Annotated in this window: 21 protein-coding genes; 8 read left to right on the forward strand and 13 right to left on the reverse strand. The window is 66.2% G+C overall.

The features are described 5' to 3' along the window. Nucleotide 1 precedes the first annotated feature (1 nt). The 6 genes from MMB74_RS17710 to upp all read right to left on the reverse strand — a co-directional run bounded on the left by MMB74_RS17710 (nucleotide 2) and on the right by upp (nucleotide 7,015). Entirely contained in the window at nucleotides 2–709 is a 708-nt protein-coding gene (locus MMB74_RS17710) for a nicotinate-nucleotide adenylyltransferase (protein ID WP_277429960.1), read from the reverse strand. A gap of 82 nt (nucleotides 710–791) precedes the next feature. After that, nucleotides 792–1,715 carry an oxygen-dependent coproporphyrinogen oxidase gene (hemF, locus tag MMB74_RS17715; RefSeq protein ID WP_277429961.1) on the reverse strand — a complete coding sequence of 308 codons (924 nt, stop codon included), beginning with the start codon at nucleotides 1,713–1,715 and terminating at the stop codon, nucleotides 792–794. 104 nt (nucleotides 1,716–1,819) lie between these two features. Beyond that, nucleotides 1,820–3,094, reverse strand: a complete 1,275-nt coding sequence (gene purD, locus MMB74_RS17720; protein ID WP_277429962.1) for a phosphoribosylamine--glycine ligase — start codon at nucleotides 3,092–3,094, stop codon at nucleotides 1,820–1,822. Between the two features lie 18 nt (nucleotides 3,095–3,112). Further along, a complete protein-coding gene (locus MMB74_RS17725) occupies nucleotides 3,113–3,841 on the reverse strand; it encodes a YebC/PmpR family DNA-binding transcriptional regulator (RefSeq protein WP_277429963.1) in 729 nt (242 codons plus the stop codon). A gap of 298 nt (nucleotides 3,842–4,139) precedes the next feature. Further along, nucleotides 4,140–6,254, reverse strand: a complete 2,115-nt coding sequence (locus tag MMB74_RS17730) for an EAL domain-containing protein (RefSeq protein ID WP_277429964.1) — start codon at nucleotides 6,252–6,254, stop codon at nucleotides 4,140–4,142. Between the two features lie 110 nt (nucleotides 6,255–6,364). Then, complete coding sequence (upp, locus tag MMB74_RS17735; RefSeq protein ID WP_277429965.1) at nucleotides 6,365–7,015, reverse strand: uracil phosphoribosyltransferase; 651 nt, start codon at nucleotides 7,013–7,015, stop codon at nucleotides 6,365–6,367. Nucleotides 7,016–7,197: 182 nt separating this feature from the next. On the opposite strand from upp, the gene MMB74_RS17740 reads away from it, so the two are divergent. The 8 genes from MMB74_RS17740 (at nucleotide 7,198) to MMB74_RS17775 (ending at nucleotide 15,016) form a co-directional block, all read left to right on the forward strand. Continuing rightward, entirely contained in the window at nucleotides 7,198–7,977 is a 780-nt protein-coding gene (locus MMB74_RS17740; protein ID WP_277429966.1) for an SDR family oxidoreductase, read from the forward strand. Nucleotides 7,978–8,042: 65 nt separating this feature from the next. Beyond that, on the forward strand, nucleotides 8,043–8,432 hold the full coding sequence (locus MMB74_RS17745) for a methylglyoxal synthase (protein WP_277429967.1): 390 nt from the start codon (nucleotides 8,043–8,045) through the stop codon (nucleotides 8,430–8,432). Nucleotides 8,433–8,551: 119 nt separating this feature from the next. After that, nucleotides 8,552–9,526 (forward strand): quinone oxidoreductase, encoded by a 975-nt coding sequence (locus MMB74_RS17750; protein WP_277429968.1) that lies wholly within the window; start codon nucleotides 8,552–8,554, stop codon nucleotides 9,524–9,526. A 115-nt stretch (nucleotides 9,527–9,641) separates the two neighbouring features. Beyond that, nucleotides 9,642–10,259, forward strand: coding sequence for a DUF4126 domain-containing protein (locus MMB74_RS17755; protein WP_277429969.1), 618 nt, complete (start codon nucleotides 9,642–9,644; stop codon nucleotides 10,257–10,259). Between the two features lie 74 nt (nucleotides 10,260–10,333). After that, complete coding sequence (locus MMB74_RS17760) at nucleotides 10,334–12,853, forward strand: FtsX-like permease family protein (RefSeq protein WP_277429970.1); 2,520 nt, start codon at nucleotides 10,334–10,336, stop codon at nucleotides 12,851–12,853. 102 nt (nucleotides 12,854–12,955) lie between these two features. Next, nucleotides 12,956–13,372, forward strand: coding sequence for a group II truncated hemoglobin (locus tag MMB74_RS17765; protein WP_277429971.1), 417 nt, complete (start codon nucleotides 12,956–12,958; stop codon nucleotides 13,370–13,372). 184 nt (nucleotides 13,373–13,556) lie between these two features. After that, entirely contained in the window at nucleotides 13,557–14,288 is a 732-nt protein-coding gene (locus MMB74_RS17770; RefSeq protein WP_277429972.1) for an alanyl-tRNA editing protein, read from the forward strand. Beyond that, complete coding sequence (locus MMB74_RS17775) at nucleotides 14,285–15,016, forward strand: DUF924 family protein (protein ID WP_277429973.1); 732 nt, start codon at nucleotides 14,285–14,287, stop codon at nucleotides 15,014–15,016. The genes MMB74_RS17770 and MMB74_RS17775 overlap by 4 nt, the downstream gene beginning before the upstream one ends. Nucleotides 15,017–15,201: 185 nt before the next feature. Here the strand turns inward: MMB74_RS17775 and MMB74_RS17780 are convergent, their stop codons facing one another. The 7 genes from MMB74_RS17780 to MMB74_RS17810 all read right to left on the reverse strand — a co-directional run bounded on the left by MMB74_RS17780 (nucleotide 15,202) and on the right by MMB74_RS17810 (nucleotide 20,760). Then, nucleotides 15,202–15,954 carry an SDR family oxidoreductase gene (locus MMB74_RS17780; protein ID WP_277429974.1) on the reverse strand — a complete coding sequence of 251 codons (753 nt, stop codon included), beginning with the start codon at nucleotides 15,952–15,954 and terminating at the stop codon, nucleotides 15,202–15,204. Nucleotides 15,955–16,044: 90 nt separating this feature from the next. Next, nucleotides 16,045–16,629 carry a TIGR00730 family Rossman fold protein gene (locus MMB74_RS17785; protein WP_277429975.1) on the reverse strand — a complete coding sequence of 195 codons (585 nt, stop codon included), beginning with the start codon at nucleotides 16,627–16,629 and terminating at the stop codon, nucleotides 16,045–16,047. After that, nucleotides 16,629–17,345 (reverse strand): TetR/AcrR family transcriptional regulator, encoded by a 717-nt coding sequence (locus MMB74_RS17790; protein ID WP_277429976.1) that lies wholly within the window; start codon nucleotides 17,343–17,345, stop codon nucleotides 16,629–16,631. Before MMB74_RS17790 ends, MMB74_RS17785 begins: the two co-directional genes overlap by 1 nt. A 245-nt stretch (nucleotides 17,346–17,590) precedes the next feature. After that, nucleotides 17,591–18,091 (reverse strand): diacylglycerol kinase, encoded by a 501-nt coding sequence (locus MMB74_RS17795; RefSeq protein ID WP_277429977.1) that lies wholly within the window; start codon nucleotides 18,089–18,091, stop codon nucleotides 17,591–17,593. Further along, a complete protein-coding gene (locus MMB74_RS17800) occupies nucleotides 18,088–19,119 on the reverse strand; it encodes a glycosyltransferase family 1 protein (RefSeq protein WP_277429978.1) in 1,032 nt (343 codons plus the stop codon). Before MMB74_RS17800 ends, MMB74_RS17795 begins: the two co-directional genes overlap by 4 nt. A gap of 32 nt (nucleotides 19,120–19,151) precedes the next feature. Further along, on the reverse strand, nucleotides 19,152–20,090 hold the full coding sequence (locus MMB74_RS17805) for a UDP-2,3-diacylglucosamine diphosphatase (RefSeq protein WP_277430038.1): 939 nt from the start codon (nucleotides 20,088–20,090) through the stop codon (nucleotides 19,152–19,154). A gap of 130 nt (nucleotides 20,091–20,220) precedes the next feature. After that, nucleotides 20,221–20,760, reverse strand: coding sequence for an RDD family protein (locus MMB74_RS17810; protein WP_277429979.1), 540 nt, complete (start codon nucleotides 20,758–20,760; stop codon nucleotides 20,221–20,223). Nucleotides 20,761–20,781: the final 21 nt, after the last annotated feature.

Here is a 20,781-nt window from a genome sequence, read left to right on the forward strand (position 1 = left end):
GTTACGGATGGTACAGGTGATGTTGAAGAATATAGTCCCAGACGGCATCGGGGATCGGCTCGGGCGTCGCCGCGCCGTGCGCGTCCGGCATGGCGGCAAGCTTGCCCGCGGCTGCGTTTCGCGCAAGCTTGGCTTTCAGGTGGGCGCGAATATCGGTAGCCGACACGTCCAGCGCGAGCGTATCGTCGATGAGCAAATGCCCGGCGCGCGTGCAGCGCAGCGTGCTGGCGTCGGCTCTGCGCGGGCCGAGTTCCTCGGCAAGGGCGGGCGAGAGGCTCGATAAGTCGAAGCCGGGCCGCGTGGCCGCGCAAATGTGCGCGAATTCGAATAAACGGCGCCAGTCGCGCCACGTATCCAGCCGCAGTAGCTGGTCCGCACCGATCAAGAGCGCCAGCGACACGTCTTCGCCTTCACGCGCGCGCCAGCGCGCGAGCGTCTCGACCGTGTAAGTCGGCCCTTCGTGCTCGATCTCGTCGGTCGCGACCGTCACGGCCACTCCCGGCAGCGTAAGCGAGGCAGCCGCCGCACGCGTCATCGCGAGCCGGTGTCGCGCCGCCGAAACCCCCGCCTTTTGGTAGGGCTGTCCGGCCGGCAGCAAGACGAGCTCGGTCAGCGCGAGCAGCTCGGCGAAGCGGCGCGCGAGCGCAAGATGCCCGTTATGGATCGGATCGAAGGTGCCGCCGAGCAAACCGACGCGGCGCGGCAGCATGGGCTGCGGCGCGCGGGCATCGCGAGACGGGGCAGAGTGGGTGGCAGTCAGATGTCGTCCTCGGCGGTCGAGCGGCCTCGCGTCACGCCCAATCGCGCGGCGCTAGAAAATCGCTGTAGAGCCGCGCCTCGGGCGTACCCGGGTCCGGGCGCCAGTCATAGCGCCAATTCACGACGGGCGGCATCGACAGCAAGATCGATTCGGCACGACCGCCGCTTTGCAGCCCGAACAAGGTGCCCCGGTCGTAGACCAGATTGAATTCGACGTAGCGGCCGCGACGATAGCATTGGAATGCGCGCTCGCGCTCGCCGTAAGGGGTGGCGCGCCGTTTTTCGAGCAGGGGCAGATAGGCGTCGACGAATGCGTCGCCGACGCTTCTGACCATCGCGAACGAGCGCTCGAAGCCGAGCTCGTCGAAGTCGTCGAAAAAGATGCCGCCCACGCCGCGCGCCTCGTTACGGTGTTTCAGAAAGAAGTAATCGTCGCACCAGCGCTTGAAGCGCGGATAGAGATCGGCGCCGAACGGCGCAAGCGCATCGCGGCAAACGCGATGGAAATGCGCGGCGTCTTCCTCGAAGCCATAGTAGGGCGTCAAATCCATGCCGCCGCCGAACCAGAAGACCGGCGCTTCGCCTTCCTTGGTCGCCGCCAGCATGCGCACGTTCATGTGGGCGGTAGGGCAGTACGGATTGCGCGGATGGATGACGAGCGACACGCCCATCGCTTCGAATCCGCGCCCGGCCAGATGCGGCCGCAGCGCGCTGGCCGAGGGAGGCAACTTCTCGCCCGCGACGTCGGAAAAGCCGACCCCGCCGCGCTCGATCAGCTCGCCTTCTTCCAAAATGCGCGTGAGCCCGCCGCCTCGTAGCTTCTCGCCTGGCGGGCGCGTCCAGGCATCGGAGCCGAACGGCGTGCCGTCGAGCGCGCCGAGCGCATCGACGATGCGCGTTTGCAGCCCTTGCAAATAGCTGCGCACGGAAGAGACGTCGTAGGTCGTATCGGACATGGAGTGGCGTACGCAAAATGGGGCCGAAGAGCCGGACCGCGCATGGCCGGGCCGCGAACGGCCCGGGGCGGATGAAGGCGAGCGCGCGAGCGCGCCGCGGGTGATCAGTGCTTGCGGTTCAACGCGCGATAGCCGATATCGCGACGATACTGCATGCCGTCGAACGAGATCTGGTTGATCGCCTCATAGGCGGCCGATTGCGCGCCGCGCACCGAATCGGACAACCCTACCACGCACAGCACGCGCCCGCCGGCCGTCACGAGCTTGCCGTCGACGAGCGCCGTGCCCGCGTGGAACGTCACGGCGGTGTCGGTCTCGGGCGGAATGCCGTTGATGCGATCGCCTTTGCGCGGGGCGTCGGGGTAGTTGTGCGCGGCGAGCACGACGCCGAGCGCCGTGCGACGGTCCCACGTGAGCTCGACCGTATCGAGCGTGCCCGCGATCGCGCTCTCGATCACTTTGGAGAAATCGCCCTTCAAGCGCGCCATGATCGGCTGCGTTTCCGGATCGCCCATGCGGCAATTGAATTCGAGCGTCTTCGGGTTACCTTCGGCGTCGATCATGAGGCCCGCATACAGGAAGCCCGTATAGCGAATCCCTTCCTTCTCCATGCCGCGAACCGTCGGCAGGATGATTTCGCGCATGACGCGCGCATGCAATTGCGGCGTGACGATCGGCGCCGGCGAGTACGCACCCATGCCGCCCGTATTCGGGCCTTGGTCGCCGTCGAGCAAACGCTTGTGATCCTGGCTCGAAGCGAGCGGCAGCACATGCTTGCCGTCGACCATGACGATGAAGCTCGCTTCTTCGCCCGAGAGGAATTCCTCGACGACCACGCGCGCGCCGGCATCGCCGAGCTTGTTGTCGGCGAGCATCATGTCGATGGCGGCATGCGCCTCGTCGGCCGTCGTCGCGACGACCACGCCCTTGCCCGCGGCGAGTCCGTCGGCCTTGATGACGATGGGCGCGCCCTTGCGATCCACGTAAGCGTGCGCGGCGGCCGCGTCGGAGAACGTTTCGTATTCGGCCGTCGGAATGCCGTGGCGCTTCATGAACGCCTTGGCGAAATCCTTCGAGCTTTCGAGCTGCGCCGCTTCCTTCGTCGGGCCGAACACCTTCAGGCCGCGCTGGCGGAACAGATTGACGATGCCAGCCGCAAGCGGCGCTTCGGGGCCGACGACGGTCAGCGCGACTTGCTCTTTCTCAGCGAAATCGGCGAGTGCGGTCAGATCGGTGATATCGACGTTGTGCAGGCGCTCGTCCCGCGCCGTGCCGCCGTTGCCTGGCGCGACGTAGACCACTTGCACGCGCGGCGACTGCGCGAGCTTCCAAGCGAGCGCGTGCTCGCGGCCACCGGAACCGACGACGAGTAATTTCATGAAAGCGTCCTTTACCTTTTACTCGTCCGCGATCGACGCGTTCGTATAAACCTCTTGCACGTCGTCGAGGTTTTCGAGCGCATCGAGCAGCTTTTGCATCTTCACGGCATCTTCGCCCGCGAACTCGACCTCGGTTTGCGGCTTCATCGTGACTTCGGCGAGCTCGGCTTTGAAGCCGGCCGCTTCGAGCGCTTCCTTGACCTTTGAGAAATCGTTCGGCGCGCACAGCACTTCGATGCTGCCGTCCTCGTTCGTGACGACGTCGTTCGCGCCGGCTTCGAGCGCCGCTTCCATGAGCGTGTCCTCGGGCGTGCCGGGGGCGAACAGGAACTGGCCCACGTGATCGAACAGGAACGAAACCGAGCCGTCCGTGCCCATGTTGCCGCCGAACTTCGAGAACGCATGGCGCACTTCCGCGACCGTGCGCGTGCGATTGTCGGTCATCGTGTCGACGATGACGGCCGCACCGCCGATGCCGTAGCCTTCGTAGCGGATTTCCTCGTAGCTCGCGCCGTCGACGCCGCCCACGCCGCGCTGGATGGCGCGGTTGATGTTGTCCTTGGGCATGTTGGCGTCGTACGCCTTTTCGACGGCGAGCCGCAGACGCGGATTGGAGTCGATCTCGCCGCCGCCCATGCGGGCCGCGACTTGAATTTCCTTGATGAGGCGCGTCCAGACTTTGCCGCGCTTGGCGTCGGCTGCCGCCTTCTTATGCTTGATGTTGGCCCATTTGGAATGACCAGCCATACGTTTCTCCGTGGCGCGCGCCGATTGGGCACACGCATGATGCGTTTTTGTCGATTGCGAATCGTGTGACCCGTGCGAGTCCTGCCGGTGGTCCAGGCGCCGGGCGGCGCGCTGCCCATGTGGCGTGCGTTCTTCGCGCGTTTCAACGCGCGTTTCAACGTTTACGCGCGCCCTGATGCAAGGATGGCAGGCCGCCCGAAGAGCAGACCGCGATTTTACCATGCCGCCCGAGTGGGGGAGGCGGCGCGGAGCCGCTGCGTCAGGGCCTTGCGGCGCGCGAACGCCAGACGCAGGGGAATCAAACCTGGGGCGCGACCGCCGCCAGCGCGCCGGCTGTCCCGGACGAGGGCTGCCGGTGGGCGTCGAGCAGCGTGCCGAACGCTTCGGCCGTGAGCGGCCTGCCGAGCAGGTACCCTTGCATCTCATCGCAGCGCAACGCCTCGAGCTTGTCGCGCTGGGATTGCGTTTCGACCCCCTCGGCCACGACATCCATCCCGAGCGAGTGGGCGAGCGCGATGATCGCGGACACGATCGCCGTGCCCTCGTCGCTTTGCGTATCGAGCCCATCGACGAAAAAGCGGTCGATCTTCAACTGCCGCACGCGGAACCGCTGCAGGTAGGCCAGGCTCGAGTAGCCGGTGCCGAAATCGTCGATCGCGACTTCGAACCCGCTGTTCTGAAACGCATGCACCATGTCGGCCGTGCGCCGCACGTCGTGCATCGCCGCGGTCTCCGTGATCTCGAACATGATCGCGTCGCTCCCTATGCGCTCCTGCCCAAGGATCTCCAGAATCTGCGAGAGCAAGTCGGGCTGTGCGAGCTGGCGCGGCGACAAATTGATGGCTATCTTCGTCGGTTGCAGGTTTTGCCCCTGCCAGCGGTGAATCTGCCGGCAGGTCTCGCGCACGACCCAATAGCCGATCGGCACGATTTGCCCATTGCGTTCGGCGATCGAAATGAATTCCGCGGGCGAAAGCAGCCCGAGGGAAGGGTGGTTGAGCCGCAAGAGCGCTTCCGCACCGGCAAGGCTGCCGTCGCGGCCGTAGAACTTCGGCTGGAAATGCAGCGAGAAATATCCCTTGTCGAGCGCTTCGCGCATCGCACGCTGGATCTGCAACGTGCGCGTAGCCTGCTCGCTCATGTCCGATTCGAAGAAGCGGCAGGTGCCGCGTCCCGCGCGCTTGGCGGCATACATGGCGGCGTCGGCGTTCTTGAGCAGGGTCTCGACGGTGTCCCCGTCGCGCGGGAACAGCGCGATGCCCACGCTCGGCGCGACCTGCAAAGCGTGCTCGTCGATCCAGATGCTGTCGTGCATGCGCTCGAGCACGAGTTCGGCGACGCGTCGCGCGTCGCCTGGCATGCCGACGTGGCGCACGACCATGACGAATTCGTCGCCGCCCAGGCGGGCAACGGTATCGCCCGCGCTCATGCAAGCGATCAGGCGCTTGCCGAAAGCTTTGAGCACTTCGTCGCCCACCGTGTGCCCGAGCGAGTCGTTGATCGTCTTGAAGCCGTCCAGATCCATAAAGAGGACGGCAAACTGGCCCTTGCCGCGCTTGCCGAGTTCGATCGCGCGCTCGAGGTGCTCGGTGAGCGTGCGGCGATTGGGTAGCTCGGTGAGCGCATCGAACGCAGCCATATGCACGATGCGCCCGTTGAGCTGCGAAACGGATTGCATGAGAAACGCCGTTCGTGCATCGAACCGCGAGACCATCAGCGTGCCGATCAAGATGGCGGCCGTGAAGATGGCGATCGTCGTGCCGAGCCAGCGCATGTCGACCCCGACGCCCGCCGCGCCGCAAATCGAGCCGGGCAGGACCGTGGCGGCGGCGTTGGCCGTGTAGTGCATGCCGGTTATGGCCAGGCCCATGACGAGCGAGGCGGCGGCGCGCTTGGCGAACACGTGGGCTTGGTCCTCCGCGCGCAGCCAGTGCGCGATCCAGAGCGCGGCGCCCGAAGCGACGACCGCAATGACGAGCGATGCGGCGACGAGCGCGGGATCGTAGACGATCCCCGGTTCCATGCGCATCGCGGCATCGCCCAGGTAGTGCATGCCCGCGATGCCCATGCCCATGAGGACCGCCGCCGCGGCGAAATGCCGAGGGCCGAGCGTCGTGTGGGTGATCACGCGCAGCGCGAAGTAGGACACCAGAATGGCTAGCAGGAGCGAGCCGGCGGTGATCGTGAGGTCATACCCGATCGGGATCGGCAGCGAGTACGCGAGCACGCCGATGAAGTGCATCGACCAGATGCCCACGCCCATCGCGCCCGCGCCGCCGGCCAACCAGGCGTGACGCTGGCTGCGGCCGGAAGCTGAGGCGATGCGCCCCGAGAGATCGAGCGCCGTGAACGAGGCGAGCGTTGCGACGGCGAGCGACAGCCCGACGAGCCAGAAGTTGTATATGCCCTGCATGGCGGACTCGTAGTTGGCGCGAATGGTCTCTGGCTCTTTATCGGCAGGCGCCACCTGCGAATTTATTGCGCCCCATTTATTTGCGGGCGGCCTAGGGTCCTACCCTGGCGTCAGTTCTTGGTGCCGAATAGACGGTCTCCGGCGTCGCCGAGCCCCGGCACGATATAGGCATGCTCGTTCAGATGCGAGTCGAGCGAAGCCACGTAAAGCTTGACGTCGGGGTGGGCGTCTTGGAACACCTGAACGCCTTCGGGCGCGGCCACGAGCGCGACGAACGAAATGTGCTCGCCCGCCACGCCTCGCCGCTTCAATACGTCGACCGCGTGCACGGCCGAATAGCCCGTCGCCACCATCGGATCGCACAGAATGAAGGTGCGGTCCTCGAGATCGGGCAGCCGCACGAGGTATTCGACGGGCCGGTGCTCGGCGTCGCGGTAAACGCCGATATGCCCGACGCGCGCGGACGGGATCAGCTCGAGCAAACCGTCCGACATGCCGATCCCAGCGCGTAGCACCGGAACGATGGCGAGCTTTCTGCCCGCGATCACGGGCGCGTCGATTTCGACGAGCGGCGTCTCGACGCGGCGGGTCGTGATCGGCAAGTTGCGCGTGATCTCGTAACCCATCAGCAGCGTGATTTCGCGCAGCAACTCCCGAAACGTGCGCGTGGACGTGTCCTTGTCGCGCATATGGGTGAGTTTGTGCTGAATCAGCGGGTGATTGAGGATGAATAGGTTCGGGAAACGGCTATCTTGTTTCATGGCGGGGGCGCAAGGCGGCGCGATCGAGAGAGAGTCGCGCAAGTTTACCGAAAGAAGCGCAAGCGCCGGCGGCGATTTTTTGGGACGAAGCGTTCGTCTTGCGCACCGCGAAGGCGCTCGGCGCGATCGCGGCGATTCTTCTACAATCGCCCCCATTGCCCGTCGATATTGGGGACACACGCATGGATCTTGGAATCGCAGGACGCACCGCGCTCGTTTGCGCGGCCAGCAAGGGGCTCGGGCGCGGCTGCGCCGAGGCCCTTGCCGCCGAAGGCGTCGCGCTCGTTATCGTCGCGCGCACGCAAGCGACGCTCGAGGCCACCGCGGCCGAGATTCGCGCAAGCACCGGCGCACCGGTGCGAACGGTTGCCTGCGACATCACCACGCCCGAGGGCCGAGCGGCCACGTTGGCGGCCTGTCCCGCGCCGGACATCCTGATCAACAACGCGGGCGGCCCGCCACCGGGCGACTTCCGCCAGTTCACGCACGAAGATTGGATCCGTGCGCTCGAGGCCAACATGCTGACGCCCATCGCGCTGCTGCAGGCCACGATCGACGGCATGATCGAGCGCGGCTTCGGTCGCATCGTCAACATCACGAGCTCGTCCGTGAAGGCGCCGATCGATGTGTTAGGCCTGTCGAACGGCGCGCGCTCGGGCCTCACGGGCTTCGTCGCGGGCGTGGCGCGCAAGGTCGCTCACCACAACGTGACCATCAACAACCTGCTGCCAGGACTCTTCGATACCGACCGGATCGCAACTACGCTCGATGCGCAGGCACACGCCAAGGGGATCAGCGTGGACGAGGCGCGGCGCGAGCGCGCGGCCAGCATTCCCGCACAGCGGCTCGGGCTGCCCGGCGAGTTCGGCAAAGCGTGCGCGTTCCTGTGCAGCGCGCACGCGAGCTACATTACGGGCCAGAACTGGCTCATCGATGGCGGCGCTTATCCCGGCACCTTCTGACTGACGCTGGGTCCGGCCGGCCGTCGGATTTTTTGATGAATCTTTGATTTGGAAGGAGTTGCGCCATGACCCCCTGCGTTGCCCTGATCGCGCACGATCACAAGAAGGAAGACATCGTCGCCCTCGCAGGCGAGTACGCGCCGACTTTGCGCGGCTGCAAGCTCGTCGCGACGGGCACGACGGGCGGGCGCATTGCGGATACGCACGGCTTGACGGTTCAACGGATGCTCTCCGGCCCGTACGGCGGCGACTTGCAGATCGGGGCGATGCTGGCCGAGGGAAAAGTCGATCTCGTGATTTTCCTGCGCGATCCGATGACGCCGCAGCCGCACGAACCCGACATCAACGCACTCGTGCGCGCGTGCGACGTGCACGACGTTCCTTGCGCGACCAACGTCGCCACGGCGCGGATGCTGCTCGATACGCTCGCGGCGCGCACCTCCGCCACGGCTTGAGCACTGCGCTCGAGAACGGTAACGGGAACGGGAACGGTGGAGCGGCGATAGCGCAGCGGCGTTTCGCCACGCTGCATGAGACGGATCAATCGAGCGAGAGGCTCGTCAAGGAGAACTCCATGGTGAAAGCGATTCGAATCGACCGCACGGGCGGTCCCGAAGTCATGCAATGGGTCGACGTCGAAGTGGGCGCGCCCGGCGCCGGTGAAGTGCGCATCGCGCAGCACGCGGTCGGGCTCAATTACATCGACGTCTACTTTCGCACCGGCCACTACCCGTTGCCGCTACCGGCGGGGCTCGGCATGGAGGCGGCCGGCGTCGTCACCGAAGCGGGTTCCGGCGTTACACGCTTCAAAGCCGGCGACCGCGTCGCCTATGTCGCGCGTCCGCCCGGCGCCTATGCCGAGGAGCGCGTGCTGCCTGCCGACGCGCTCGTCAAGCTGCCCGATTCGATCGCCTTCGACGATGCGGCTTCGGCCATGCTGCAAGGGTTGACCGCGCAGTATCTGCTGCGGCGAACGTTTCGCGTCGAACCGGGGCAGACGATCCTGATTCATGCCGCCGCGGGCGGTGTGGGCCTGTTCGTTTGTCAGTGGGCCAAGGCGCTCGGGGCGACGGTGATCGGGACCGTCGGTTCCGACGAAAAGGCCGAACTGGCCAAGGCGCACGGATGCGATCACCCGATCGTCTATACGCGCGAAAACTTCACCGAGCGCGTGAAGGAGATCACGAACGGGGCCGGCGTCCCCGTCGTCTACGACTCGATCGGCAAGGACACCTACAAAGGCTCGCTTGATTGCCTCGCGCCGCTGGGCTATTTCGTCAGCTTCGGCAGCGCCTCGGGGCCGCTGCCTCCGATCGAGGCGGCGGAATTGTCGAACCGCGGCTCGCTGTTTTTCACGCGGCCCACGCTGTTCAGCTATATCGCCAAGCGCGAATGGCTCGATGCGATGGCGTCCGAGCTGTTCGAAGTGATCGCCTCGGGCAAGGTCAAGACGAATGTGCGTCAGCGCTATGCGCTCAAGGACGTGGCCGATGCCCACCGCGCGCTAGAAGGACGCAAGACCACGGGCTCGACGGTGCTGCTGCCTTGAGTTGATGCCCGATCCGCAGCGGTATCGGCGCCGCCGCACATGTCTATAATGAGATAAAAGCGCGCACCGCGAGCGTGCGCGCACGGCCTCGGTCGCCGGCTGGCAGGGAGGGGCAATGCTCGAAGCACTTTCGCTGGGCGCAGGTCTGTCATGGGCCAGCGGCTTGCGTCTTTATCTGACCGTCTTTCTCGTGGGCGTCTTCGCCCGGCTGGGCATCGTCCATCTGCCCGACACGCTATCGGCTCTGGACTCGGCCTGGGTCATCGGCGCAGCGGCCGTGCTCGCGGTGGTCGAGTTCCTGGCCGATCGCATTCCCGCCTTCGATTCGCTTTGGGATGCGATTCACACGTTCATCCGCATTCCCGCCGGCGCGCTGCTTGCCGCGGGCGCGCTAGGGCATGCCGATCCAGGGTTGCTCACCGTCGCCGCGCTCGCGGGCGGCGCGTTGGCCGGCTCGGCCCATTTGACCAAGGCCGGCACGCGCGCACTCATCAACTTCTCGCCCGAGCCTTTCTCGAACTGGGTCGCCTCGTCGATGGAGGACGTGCTCGTCTGCGTGGGGCTCGCGCTCGCGTTGTTCTTGCCGCTCGTCTTTCTGGTGCTGATGGCGCTCTTTCTCGCCTTTGCGAGCTGGGCGCTGCCGCGTTTGTGGCGCGGCGTGCAAGGCGGCTTTCGCGCAATGGCGGCGCATATGGTCTCGCGCCTGGGCTCGCTCGGGGGCAAGCGCGATTGAGCCGCTCAGCGACTCCCGGCACGCTGCGGCCGCCGCCCTCTAGCCGCATGGGGCTTGTACGCCAAGCCGCGCGCATGACCGCGCGCGATTGGCGCGCCGGCGAGTTGACGATGCTCGTCATTGCGCTCGTGCTCGCGGTCGCCGCGCTTTCCAGCGTCGGTTTTCTCGCCGATCGTCTGCAACAGGGGCTCGAGCGCGACGCGCGCCGCATGATCGCGGCCGATTTCGTCGTTCGCTCCGATCACCCCGTCGATTCCGCTTTCTTCGACGAAGCCCATCGCCTTGGGTTGCGCACGGCCACCACCACGATCTTTCCGAGCATGGTCGCGCGCGTCGCCACGGCCGCGGCGGACGATCCGGGATTGTCGAACGCGCGGCTGGCCGCGGTCAAAGCCGTCTCGCCAACGTATCCGTTGCGCGGCGCCTTGCGCATCGCGCCGGCGGCCGGCGCGCCCGATCATCGCGCCGACGGCATTCCCGTCAAAGGCACGGTGTGGGCCGATGAACAATTGCTCGAGACGCTGCATGCGCGCGTGGGCGATGTCGTCGCGCTCGGCGATCGCCGTTTCACGATCGGCGCCGTCATCACGCGCGAACTCGATCGCGGCTTCGCCTTCGTCAATTTTTCTCCCCGCGTCATGGTGCGCGCCGACGAGCTCGCTTCCACCGGGCTCATCGGCTACGGCAGCCGCGTGACGTACCGGCTGCTGGTGGCCGGAGACGATGCCGCCGTCGCGCGCTTTTCGGCTTTCGCGCACGCGCGCATCGACGGCGGCAAGCTGCGCGGCGTAGCGCTCGAATCATTGAAGGACGGCCAGCCCCAGGTGCGAGCGACGCTCGATCGGGCCGGACGATTTCTGCGTCTAGTCGCGCTCTTGACGGCGTTGCTGGCGGCCGTCGCAATCGCCATGGCCGCGCACCGCTACGTGCGGCGCCATCTCGACGGCTGCGCCGTGATGCGCTGCCTGGGCCTCGGTCAGCGCGAATTGCGGACGCTGGTCGCACTCGAGTTCGCATTCGTCGGTGCGACCGGGGGCATCGCCGGCGCCGCCCTCGGCTATGCGGGGCACTTCGTCTTGCTCCTCTGGCTTGGCCAACTGATCGCCGTGGCGCTGCCGCAACCGAGCCTCTTGCCCGCATTCGATGGCATCGCCGCGGCGCTTGTGCTGCTGTTCGGATTCGCCTTGCCGCCGCTCTTGCCGCTCACGCGCGTGCCGCCGCTGCGCGTGCTGCGCCGCGAGTGGGATGGGCAGGCCCGCACGGCTTGGTGGGCTTATGCCCTCGGCATCGCGCTGTTCGGGGCGTTGCTGCTGCTCGCGGCCGGCGAGCTCAAACTCGGAGGCATCGTCGCCGCGGGCTTCGCGCTCGGGCTCGTCGTGTTCGCGGCCTTGGCCCGCGCGGCGCTGTGGCTGTGCGCGCGGTTCGCCCGCAGCGACAGCGGCCGGCGCTTAGCCGCCTCCGTCGGGTGGCGCTACGCCTTGGCGTCGCTCGAACGGCGCGGCTGGGCCAGCGCGCTGCAAATCACCGCGCTGGCGATCGGCCTCATGTGCCTGCTGCTCATTGCCATGACGCGCAACGACCTCGTGGCCGGCTGGCGCGACTCCACGCCCCCCGATGCCCCCAACGAATTTCTGATCGACATTCAGCCCGACGAGCGGCAAGCGGTGCTCGACTATCTGCGCACGCGCGGCATCGCCGATATCGAACTCGAGCCCATGGTGCGAGGCCGGCTCGTGGCGATCGACGGCAAGCGCGTCGTGCCGGAGTCATACAAGAACGACGACGCCCGGCGCCTCGTCGATCGCGAGTTCAATCTGTCGTATCGCAGCGTCTTGCCCAGCGACAACCGCATAGACGAGGGGCGATGGTACGGTGACACGAAGCGGCCCGAGATCTCCATCGAAGCGGGGCTTGCCAAGTTGCTCGGCTTGAAACTCGGCGACGTGTTGCGCTTCGACGTGACCGGCATGCCGATCGAAGCGCCGATCACGAGCGTGCGCAAGCTCGACTGGGGCTCGTTCAAGGTCAATTTCTTCGTGCTGATGCCGCCGGCCACGCTCGAGGGCCTGCCTGCGACCTTCATCACCAGTTTTTATCTTCCACCCGCGCGGCGGCCCATCCTGGACGGCCTCATCGCTGCACACCCGAACGTCACGGCCATCGATACGACGCCGATCCTCGCGCAGATCCAGCATGTGCTCGATCAGGTGATCGGCGCCGTTCAGTTCTTATTCGCGTTCACCCTGGCGGCGGGCGTGCTCGTGCTCTATTCGGCATTGGCCGGCACGCGCGATGAGCGCGTGCGAGAATCGGCGTTGTTGCGCGCGCTCGGGGCGTCTCATCGGCAAGTGCGCTCGGTTCATGTGGCCGAGTTCGCGCTCGTCGGGGCCCTGGCGGGGCTGATGGCGGCCGTGGGCGCGCAGGCGCTCGGCATCGTGCTCGCGACGCGCGTGTTCGATTTCCATCTCGACATCGACCCGTGGTTGCTGCCCGCAGGGGTGGCGGCCGGCGTCGCCTGTGCGGGCGTCGGCGGCTGGCTGAGCTTGCGGCGCGTGCTGCGGCGGCCGGCGGCGCAGTCGCTGCGTGAGGCGTGAGGGGCATGCGGGAGAAGCGAGACGCCAGACGCCAGACCGGTTCCCCGAGGCATCGCCCGCTGCGATGCCGTTTTCGATTGATGGACGTAACGAAGCGAAGGTATGACAGATTCGACGGACGACGAAGCGCAAGGCGGGCAGCCGAGCGCATTCGATCTCGTGGGCGGCGAAGCGCGTGTGCGCGAACTCGTCGACCGCTTTTACGATTTGATGGACCTCGAGCCGGAGTTCGCAGGCATTCGCGCGCTGCATCCCGCATCGCTCGACGGCTCGCGCGACAAGCTGTTCTGGTTTTTGTGCGGCTGGCTCGGCGGCCCGGATCACTACATCGAACGCTTCGGCCATCCGCGTCTGCGGGCGCGGCATCTACCGTTCGCGATCGCCTCGTCCGAGCGCGATCAATGGGTGCGCTGCATGGCTTGGGCCATGGAGGACGTCGGCTTGCCCGAAGCGCTGCGCGAACGGCTCGTCGCGTCGTTTTTGGATACGGCGGACTGGATGCGCAACCGGCCCGGTTGATCGGCCGGTACGGTGCAGCCGTGATTTCGCTCGGGGCGGACTGTTCGGGTGGCGCCGTCGTTTTCCATAATGACCGCTTGCGCTGCCGCTGCGCGCCGCGCGCTCGCTGCTCGCTGCTCGTTGGCCGGCAAGATCCGAGCGACGATGGCGAGCGACCGATCGAACCGACTCCAGGACCGACCCCATGACGACGCAAGCCCTGTTCCGCGAAGATGCCTACTTGACCCGGTGCGATGCGACTGTCGCGGCGGTTACCCCGGACGGCATCTTGCTCGATAAAACGGTGTTTTATCCGCTAGGCGGCGGCCAAGCCGGCGATGCCGGCGCGCTGACGTTGGGCGACGGCTCGCCCATCGCGATCGCCGACACACGCAAGGCCAAGTTCGAAGGCGCGAGCCCGGACGACGCCTTGCACGTTCCGGCCCCCGGGCAGGAGGCGCAACTGGCCCGGCTGCAGCCCGGCGCGAGCGTCGTGGCGGAAATCGACTGGGCGCGGCGCTACCGGCACATGCGGCTGCATACGGCTACGCATCTGCTATGCGCGGTGTTGCCGTACCCAGTCGATGGTTGCAGCATCACGGCCGACTACGCGCGTATCGATCTGGTCACGAGCGAGCCGATCGAGCGGGCATTCGTCGAAACGCGGCTGGCCGAGCTCGTCGGCGGCGGGCATCGCGTGTCGACCGAATGGATCACCGACGAGGAGATGGCTGCACGTCCCGAACTCGTCAGAACCATGAGCGTGAAGCCACCGGTCGGATTCGGCCGCGTGCGGCTCTTGCGGATCGACGAGATCGACTTGCAGCCGTGCGGTGGCACGCACGTGGGCAATACGTCGGAGATCGGCCTGCTGCGCGTCACCAAAATCGAAAAGAAGACGGCCCGGACGCGGCGTCTCGTGATGGAGTTGCAATGACTGAACAGTCGAACCATGCAGTGTCAATGGTATCGAGAACGGCCGGCGACGCCGGCCGTGCGAGCGATGCCGGCAGCAACGAACACCAACCGGAGCCGCGAGACGCGCCGATCAAGACCGACGCCGATTACGCGGCGCTAGATCCCACGGCTCGGGCCGTGCTGGATTTTTGGTTCGGCGAGCCCGGCACGGCGGACTTTGGGCGACCGTCCGAACGTTGGTTCAAGCGCGACGACGCGTTCGACACGTCGATCCGCGAACGCTTTGGCGCGACGCTCGCGGCCGCGCGGCGCGGCGAGCACGACAGCTGGCAAGGCGCCCCGCTCGGCTCGCTCGCGCTCATCATCGTGCTCGATCAGTTCTCGCGCAACACGTGCCGAGACTCCGCGCAGGCGTTCGCTGCCGATGCAAAGGCGCTCGAGGTTGCCCGCCGGCTCGTCGAAAGCCACGACGATCGCCACTTGCCTACCGCCGAGCATCGAGCGTTCGCGTACCTACCGTTCGAGCACGCCGAATCGCTCGACGCGCAGCGCGAATCGGTTCGGCTGTTCGAAGCGCTCGCGCGCGAAACCGGGCAGACGGGTAGGGGGAGCTATGTCGACTACGCGTATCGGCACGCGGCCATCGTCGAGCGCTTCGGCCGTTTTCCTCATCGCAATATCGCGTTGGGTCGAGCATCGACGGACGAGGAATCGGCTTTCCTGCGCGAGCCCGGTTCGTCGTTTTGAAGCGGCAAGCCGGCGCAGCTTCGAACGCCGCCCTTCAGCGCCAAGTCGTACTGAACTGCAGCCGGTGAACGGCGGTTCCGGACCGCTTGTTCGCGTCGATGCCTGGCCTTCTTGGCGGGCGAAGCGTTAGCCATCGCTTTCTCGTGTACGCCGGGGATGGTTTTCTCGCGCGTGGCGGCTAGCGCTCAACGGCCGCCGCTCACGTCGAGCAACGCCCCTTGCACGTACGAGGCGGCGTCGCTCAGAAGCCAGACGATCGCTTGGGCGACTTCCTCGGCTGTCCCGGGGCGTCCCAATGGCGTTTGGGCGCCGAGGGTCGAGGCGCGTTGCGGCTGGCCGCCGCTCGCATGGATGTCCGTCTCGATCAGTCCCGGCCGCACGGCGTTGACGCGGATGCCGCGCGGTCCGAGTTCCTTGGCGAGGCCGATCGTCATCGTGTCGACGGCCGCTTTCGAGCCGGCGTAATCGACGTATTCGTTCGGCGAGCCGAGGCGCGACGCTGCCGACGAGACGTTCACGATTGCCCCGCCGCTGCCGCCCCGGTCGAGCGACATGCGGCGCGCCGCCTCGCGTGCGCACAGATAAGCGCCGAAGACGTTGACGTCGAACATGCGCTTGAGCCGCGCGGCGTCCATCTGCGCGAGCGGCAGCGACGCCGCCACGATGCCGGCGTTGTTCACGAGCGCATCGATGCGGCCGAACGCGGCCGTAAGGCCGTCGAACATGGCGACGACCGCTTGCTCGTCGGCGACATCGCCTTGCAGAAGCACGGCCTGCCCGCCTGCGCGTTCGACTTCGACGGCTGTTTGCTCGGCTGCGGCCGCATCGCGCACGTAGTTGATGCCCACGGCCGCTCCCTGTGCGCCGAGCAGGACGGCGGTGGCGCGGCCGATGCCGCGGCTTGCGCCGGTAATGAGAACGACGCGGGCGGAATTCATCTCAAAGCCTCGCAGAAGGCTGCAACGTGCGAGCCGGTGAAAGCCGTGCGGCTGCCGTTGACGGCTTCGCCGGCCCCGCGGCACCGGCGCTCAAACCGCCTCTCGCTGCGTCGCCCACTTGTCGCGCCCGGGCGGATGATAACGGCGCAGTTTGTCGAGCAGCGAAAGCGCGTCGGAATCGATCTGCAAGAGATCCAGATAGGTCTGCTGCATGAAGCCTTCGCGCACCGTGTGCTCGAGCATGGTCACGAGCGGGCCGTAGTAGCCCTCGATGTCGTAGAGGCCGATTGCTTTGTGGTGGTAGCCCAGTTGCGCCCACGTATAGACCTCGAACAACTCTTCGAGCGTGCCCGCGCCGCCGGGCAGCGCGACGAACGCATCGGACAAGTCGGCCATCATGCGTTTGCGCTGATGCATATCCGGCACGACGTGCAGTTCGGTCAGCCCGCGATGCCCGACTTCCTTATCGACGAGCAGTTCGGGGATGACGCCGACGACGCGCCCGCCAGCCGCGAGCACTTCGTCGGCGATCACGCCCATCAGCCCGACACGGCCGCCGCCATATACGAGCGAGCAGCCGGCGGCGACGAGCGCGCGCCCGAACGCTTGCGCGGCCTGGGTGTAGACGGGTTTGGCCCCGATCGAGGAGCCGCAGTAGACGCAGACCGATTTCATCAACTGTCCTTCGGGCGGCCGGCCGCGTCGCGCGGCGGCAGATAGTCGTGGAACTCGCGCTTGGGCAGCTTGCCGGACACGAGATCGTCGAACAACTGACGCGAGCGGCCACGCAGGTAGGGCGCCATGATCGAGATCACGTGCACGCTCACCTGATGAAGCTCCGCGCGAATCGCTTCCTGATCGTTGTATTTGCGCGGATGCATGACGAACTGATACGACAGCCAATACGTGGCGATCACGCCCATGTTCGTCGCGATGACCTGAATTTCCTCGGGCGTGGCGACCATTTCCTCGTCCGCGACGAGCAATTCGCACATTTCCTGCGCGAAGCGCACCTTGTGGCTGATGATTTGCTTGAAGTGCGTCTCGAGCGTGCGATTGCGCGCCAGCAAATCGTTCAGGTCGCGATAGAGGAAACGGTAGGTCCACATGAAATCGGCCATGTACTGCAAGTACGACCATGTCTCGTCGATCGTCGGACGATGATCCTCCGGAAACCGCAACCGCTTCTCGATCGCCTGCTCGAACTGGGCGAAGATGCTGTTGATGATGTCGTCTTTGTTGCGGAAATGGTAGTAGAGATTGCCTGGGCTGATCTCCATTTCCTCCGCGATCGTCGTGGTGGTCACGTTCGGCTCGCCGATTTCGTTGAATAGCTTCAACGACAGCTCGAGTATCCGTTCGCGGGTGCGGCGGGGAGTTTTGGCTTCCATATCGTCCGGCCCTGTGCTGCCGGGCACGCGCGGCGCTCGCGCGACGCTGCGTTGCTGCGCCCGGCTCGGTTGGTATCTTCTGCAACTGCGTCGGGCGATTATAAACCGGTCGTTCTCTTCCTCGAACGTCAAGATGGGGTTTTCGTGGCGTACCCCGCCGGGCGGGTGCCGGCGTCGTCCCGTCGACGCGGTGCCGGCGCGGGCCATAATTCGAGACGCCGCTGCGGCCGCGCGCGCGGCGCGTGCTAGCTGCCGAGCCAGCGTACGGCCAAGGGGCCGACGATGAGCGCCCAAGTCAGCACGCAGGCCGCGAGGGCGACGGTGACGGCTGCGCTGCCGAGATCTTTCGCGCGGCGCGACAATTCGTGGCGCTCCAGCGAGATGCGATCGATCGCCGCTTCCACGCTCGAATTGAGCAACTCGACGATGAGAACCAACAGGACCGAGCCGATCAACAGCACGTGGGAGACGGCGTCGACCGGCACGAGCGCGCCGCATGGCACGAGGATGGCGGCGAGCGTCAGCTCTTGCCGGAACGCGCTTTCTTCGCGAATCGCGACCTGAAACCCGGCCATCGAATTCTTTAGCGCATGCCAGGCGCGGGTGAGGCCTCGGTTGCCTTTGTAAGGGTTGACTGGTAGCAGCGCGAGCGGATCGTCCGGCGAAAGCGGCTCGTGCGGGACGCCCTCGTGCGGATCGAGTTCGGCGTGCTCGTCGTCGTGGGTGAGCGGCTCGTCGCGTTTCATGCCGCGGCGCTTTCCTCGCGCTCGGCGTCGCGCGCGAGCGGTTTCAAATGAGCGGCGAATTGCGCGGAGGCGGCCTGCCACGAGAAGCGCTCGGCCCACGCGCGCGCATCGGCTCGATCGATCTTGAGCGCATCGAGGCAGGCCTCGCGCAGGTCCTCGTTCATCGCGCCGGCATTGCCCCCGGCGAGCACGTCGATCGGCCCGGTGACGGGATAGGCCGCGACAGGCGTGCCGCAGGCGAGCGCCTCGAGCAACACAAGCCCGAACGTATCGGTGCGGCTCGGAAACACGAAGACGTCGGCGGCCGCATAGACCTTCGCCAGCTCGGCTTGAGTCAGCACGCCCAGGTAATTGACTTGCGGGTAGCGCGACTTCAATTCGGCTAGCGCCGGCCCTTCACCGGCGACCCACTTCGAGCCCGGCAAATCGAGCTCGAGAAACGCTTCGACGTTCTTTTCGATGGCGACGCGGCCGACGTACAAAAAGATCGGGCGCGCGGTATTGAGCACCTTCGAATCCATCGGATGAAAGATCTCGAGATCGACGCCGCGCGTCCACAGGACGACGTTGTCGAAACCGTGTCGTTCGAGGTCGCTCTTCACCACGGGCGTCGGCGCCATCACGGCGCGCGAAGGCGCGTGGAACCAGTGCAAGAAACGGTAGGTGACCGACGTCGGAATGCCGAAGCGCGCCTGCACGTATTCGGGAAAGCGGGTGTGATACGCGGTCGTGAACGGCAGGCCGTGGCGCAACGCGTACGCGCGCGCGGCGATCCCGAGCGGACCCTCGGTGGCGATATGCAGCGCATCGGGTGCGAACTCGTCGATGCGCGCATGCACGCGCCGTCGCGGCAGTAGCGAAAGCCGGATCTCCGGGTAGGTGGGGCAGGGGATGGTGCGGAATTCGAGCGGCGTCATCAGCTCGACGCGATGCCCGAGCGCGGTCAGCTCGCGCGTCGTGTTCTTCAGCGTGCGCACGACGCCGTTGACCTGCGGTTCCCAGGCATCGGTGACGATCATGATTTTCATGCGGTCGGATCCGTGTCGATGAGCGTAAGGCGCTAAGCCGTTGCCTTGGCTTTACGCGGGGTGGCGGCCGGCGAGCGCATGACGGTCCAATAAAGGACCTTGAGCTCGCCGTCGAGCGTTTCGACGAGCGCCGATAGACTCTCGACCCAGTCGCCGTCGTTGCAGTACAGCAGGCCGTCCACATCGCGAATCTCGGCCTTGTGGATATGGCCGCAGACCACGCCGTCGCAGCCGCGCCGGCGCGCTTCCTCGACCATCACGTGTTCGAACGAGGAAATGAAGTTGACGGCGTTCTTGACCTGATGCTTCAGGTATTGCGACAGCGACCAGTAGTGCAGGCCGAGCCGGCTGCGCAGCCGGTTGAACCAGCGGTTCAGGATCAGAATCGCCGTGTAGGCCGTGTCGCCCAAATAAGCGAGCCACTTCGCGTGTTGGATCACGCCGTCGAACAAATCGCCGTGGACGATCCAAAGGCGCTTGCCGAGCAGCGTCGTATGAAACGCTTCGCCGCGCACGTGGATGTCGCCGAAGGCGAGATCGCAGAACTGCCGCGCGCCTTCGTCATGGTTGCCGGGGATATAGATGACTTGTGTGCCCTTGCGCGCTTTGCGCAGGATCTTCTGCACGACGTCGTTGTGCGCCTGCGGCCAGTACCAGCCTTTCTTGAGTTGCCAGCCGTCGATGATGTCGCCGACGAGGTACAGATACTCCGACTCGTTGTGCCGCAGAAAATCGAGCAGATACGGCGCTTGGCAGCCGCTCGACCCGAGATGGATGTCGGAGAGCCAAATCGTGCGGTAACGCAGGGGCTCGCCGGCCCCGTCGTCGTGTTGATGGCCGGCTGCATCGAGCGTCGCGGCGCCGGCGGGTAGCGCGGGGCCGCTGCTTTGCGCCGGGGGTTGGAAAGGGACGGAATCGACGCTGGCGCCGAGTTGCCTAAGGAGGGAAGTCGCGGACGTCTCGCGGTCCATGGCTTCTCGCGTCGAGTTGAACATGACGCCCATTGCGCCATGTGCGCGTGACTGCAACATGACAGTCACGAGAACTTCGTATTACGACGGCGTTCGGAGAGGGGGCGAGAAGGGCGGCGCCCGGCGGCGGTCAGCTGCGCGCGAAGATCAGGCGCGTGCCCGCGAGCCGGTCGTGCGGGAACTGCCGCGCCGGGTCGAGCCGGGCGGCGGCGGCCCACAGCACGAACCAGGCGGCCGCCGCGGCCAGCGTGCCGGGCACGGAGACATGAAAGAGCGGATGCAGCGCGAGCGGTGGCAGGAACCAGAGCCAGGTGGCGAAATAGCGGACGAGCGCGCGGCCCAAAGTGGGCGGCTGGCCGCTGTGCGCGGCGACGAGCTTGAGCTGCCAGGTCTTCATCGGCAGCGTCTGGCCGCCGCGGGTCCAGCACCAGACGAAATACACGCCGACGACGAACGCGATCCAGGCTGCGAGCAAGTTGTGATGCGTGAGGCCGTTGCGTTGTTGCGTCAGCGTGCCGAACAGATAGCCAGCGAAAAACACGATGCCGAACAGCAACACGCCCTCGTAGGCGAGCGCGGCCAGCCGCCGCCGGATCGTTGGCGCACCGGCGGATGCGGCGGACGGCACGGCTTGTATCGAGCTTGGCGGGTTCGGTGCTTGAGCGGACATGTCGAGCTTTCGCCGGCCGGC

Source organism: Trinickia sp. Y13, from assembly GCF_029522115.1.
Lineage (GTDB): Bacteria > Pseudomonadota > Gammaproteobacteria > Burkholderiales > Burkholderiaceae > Trinickia.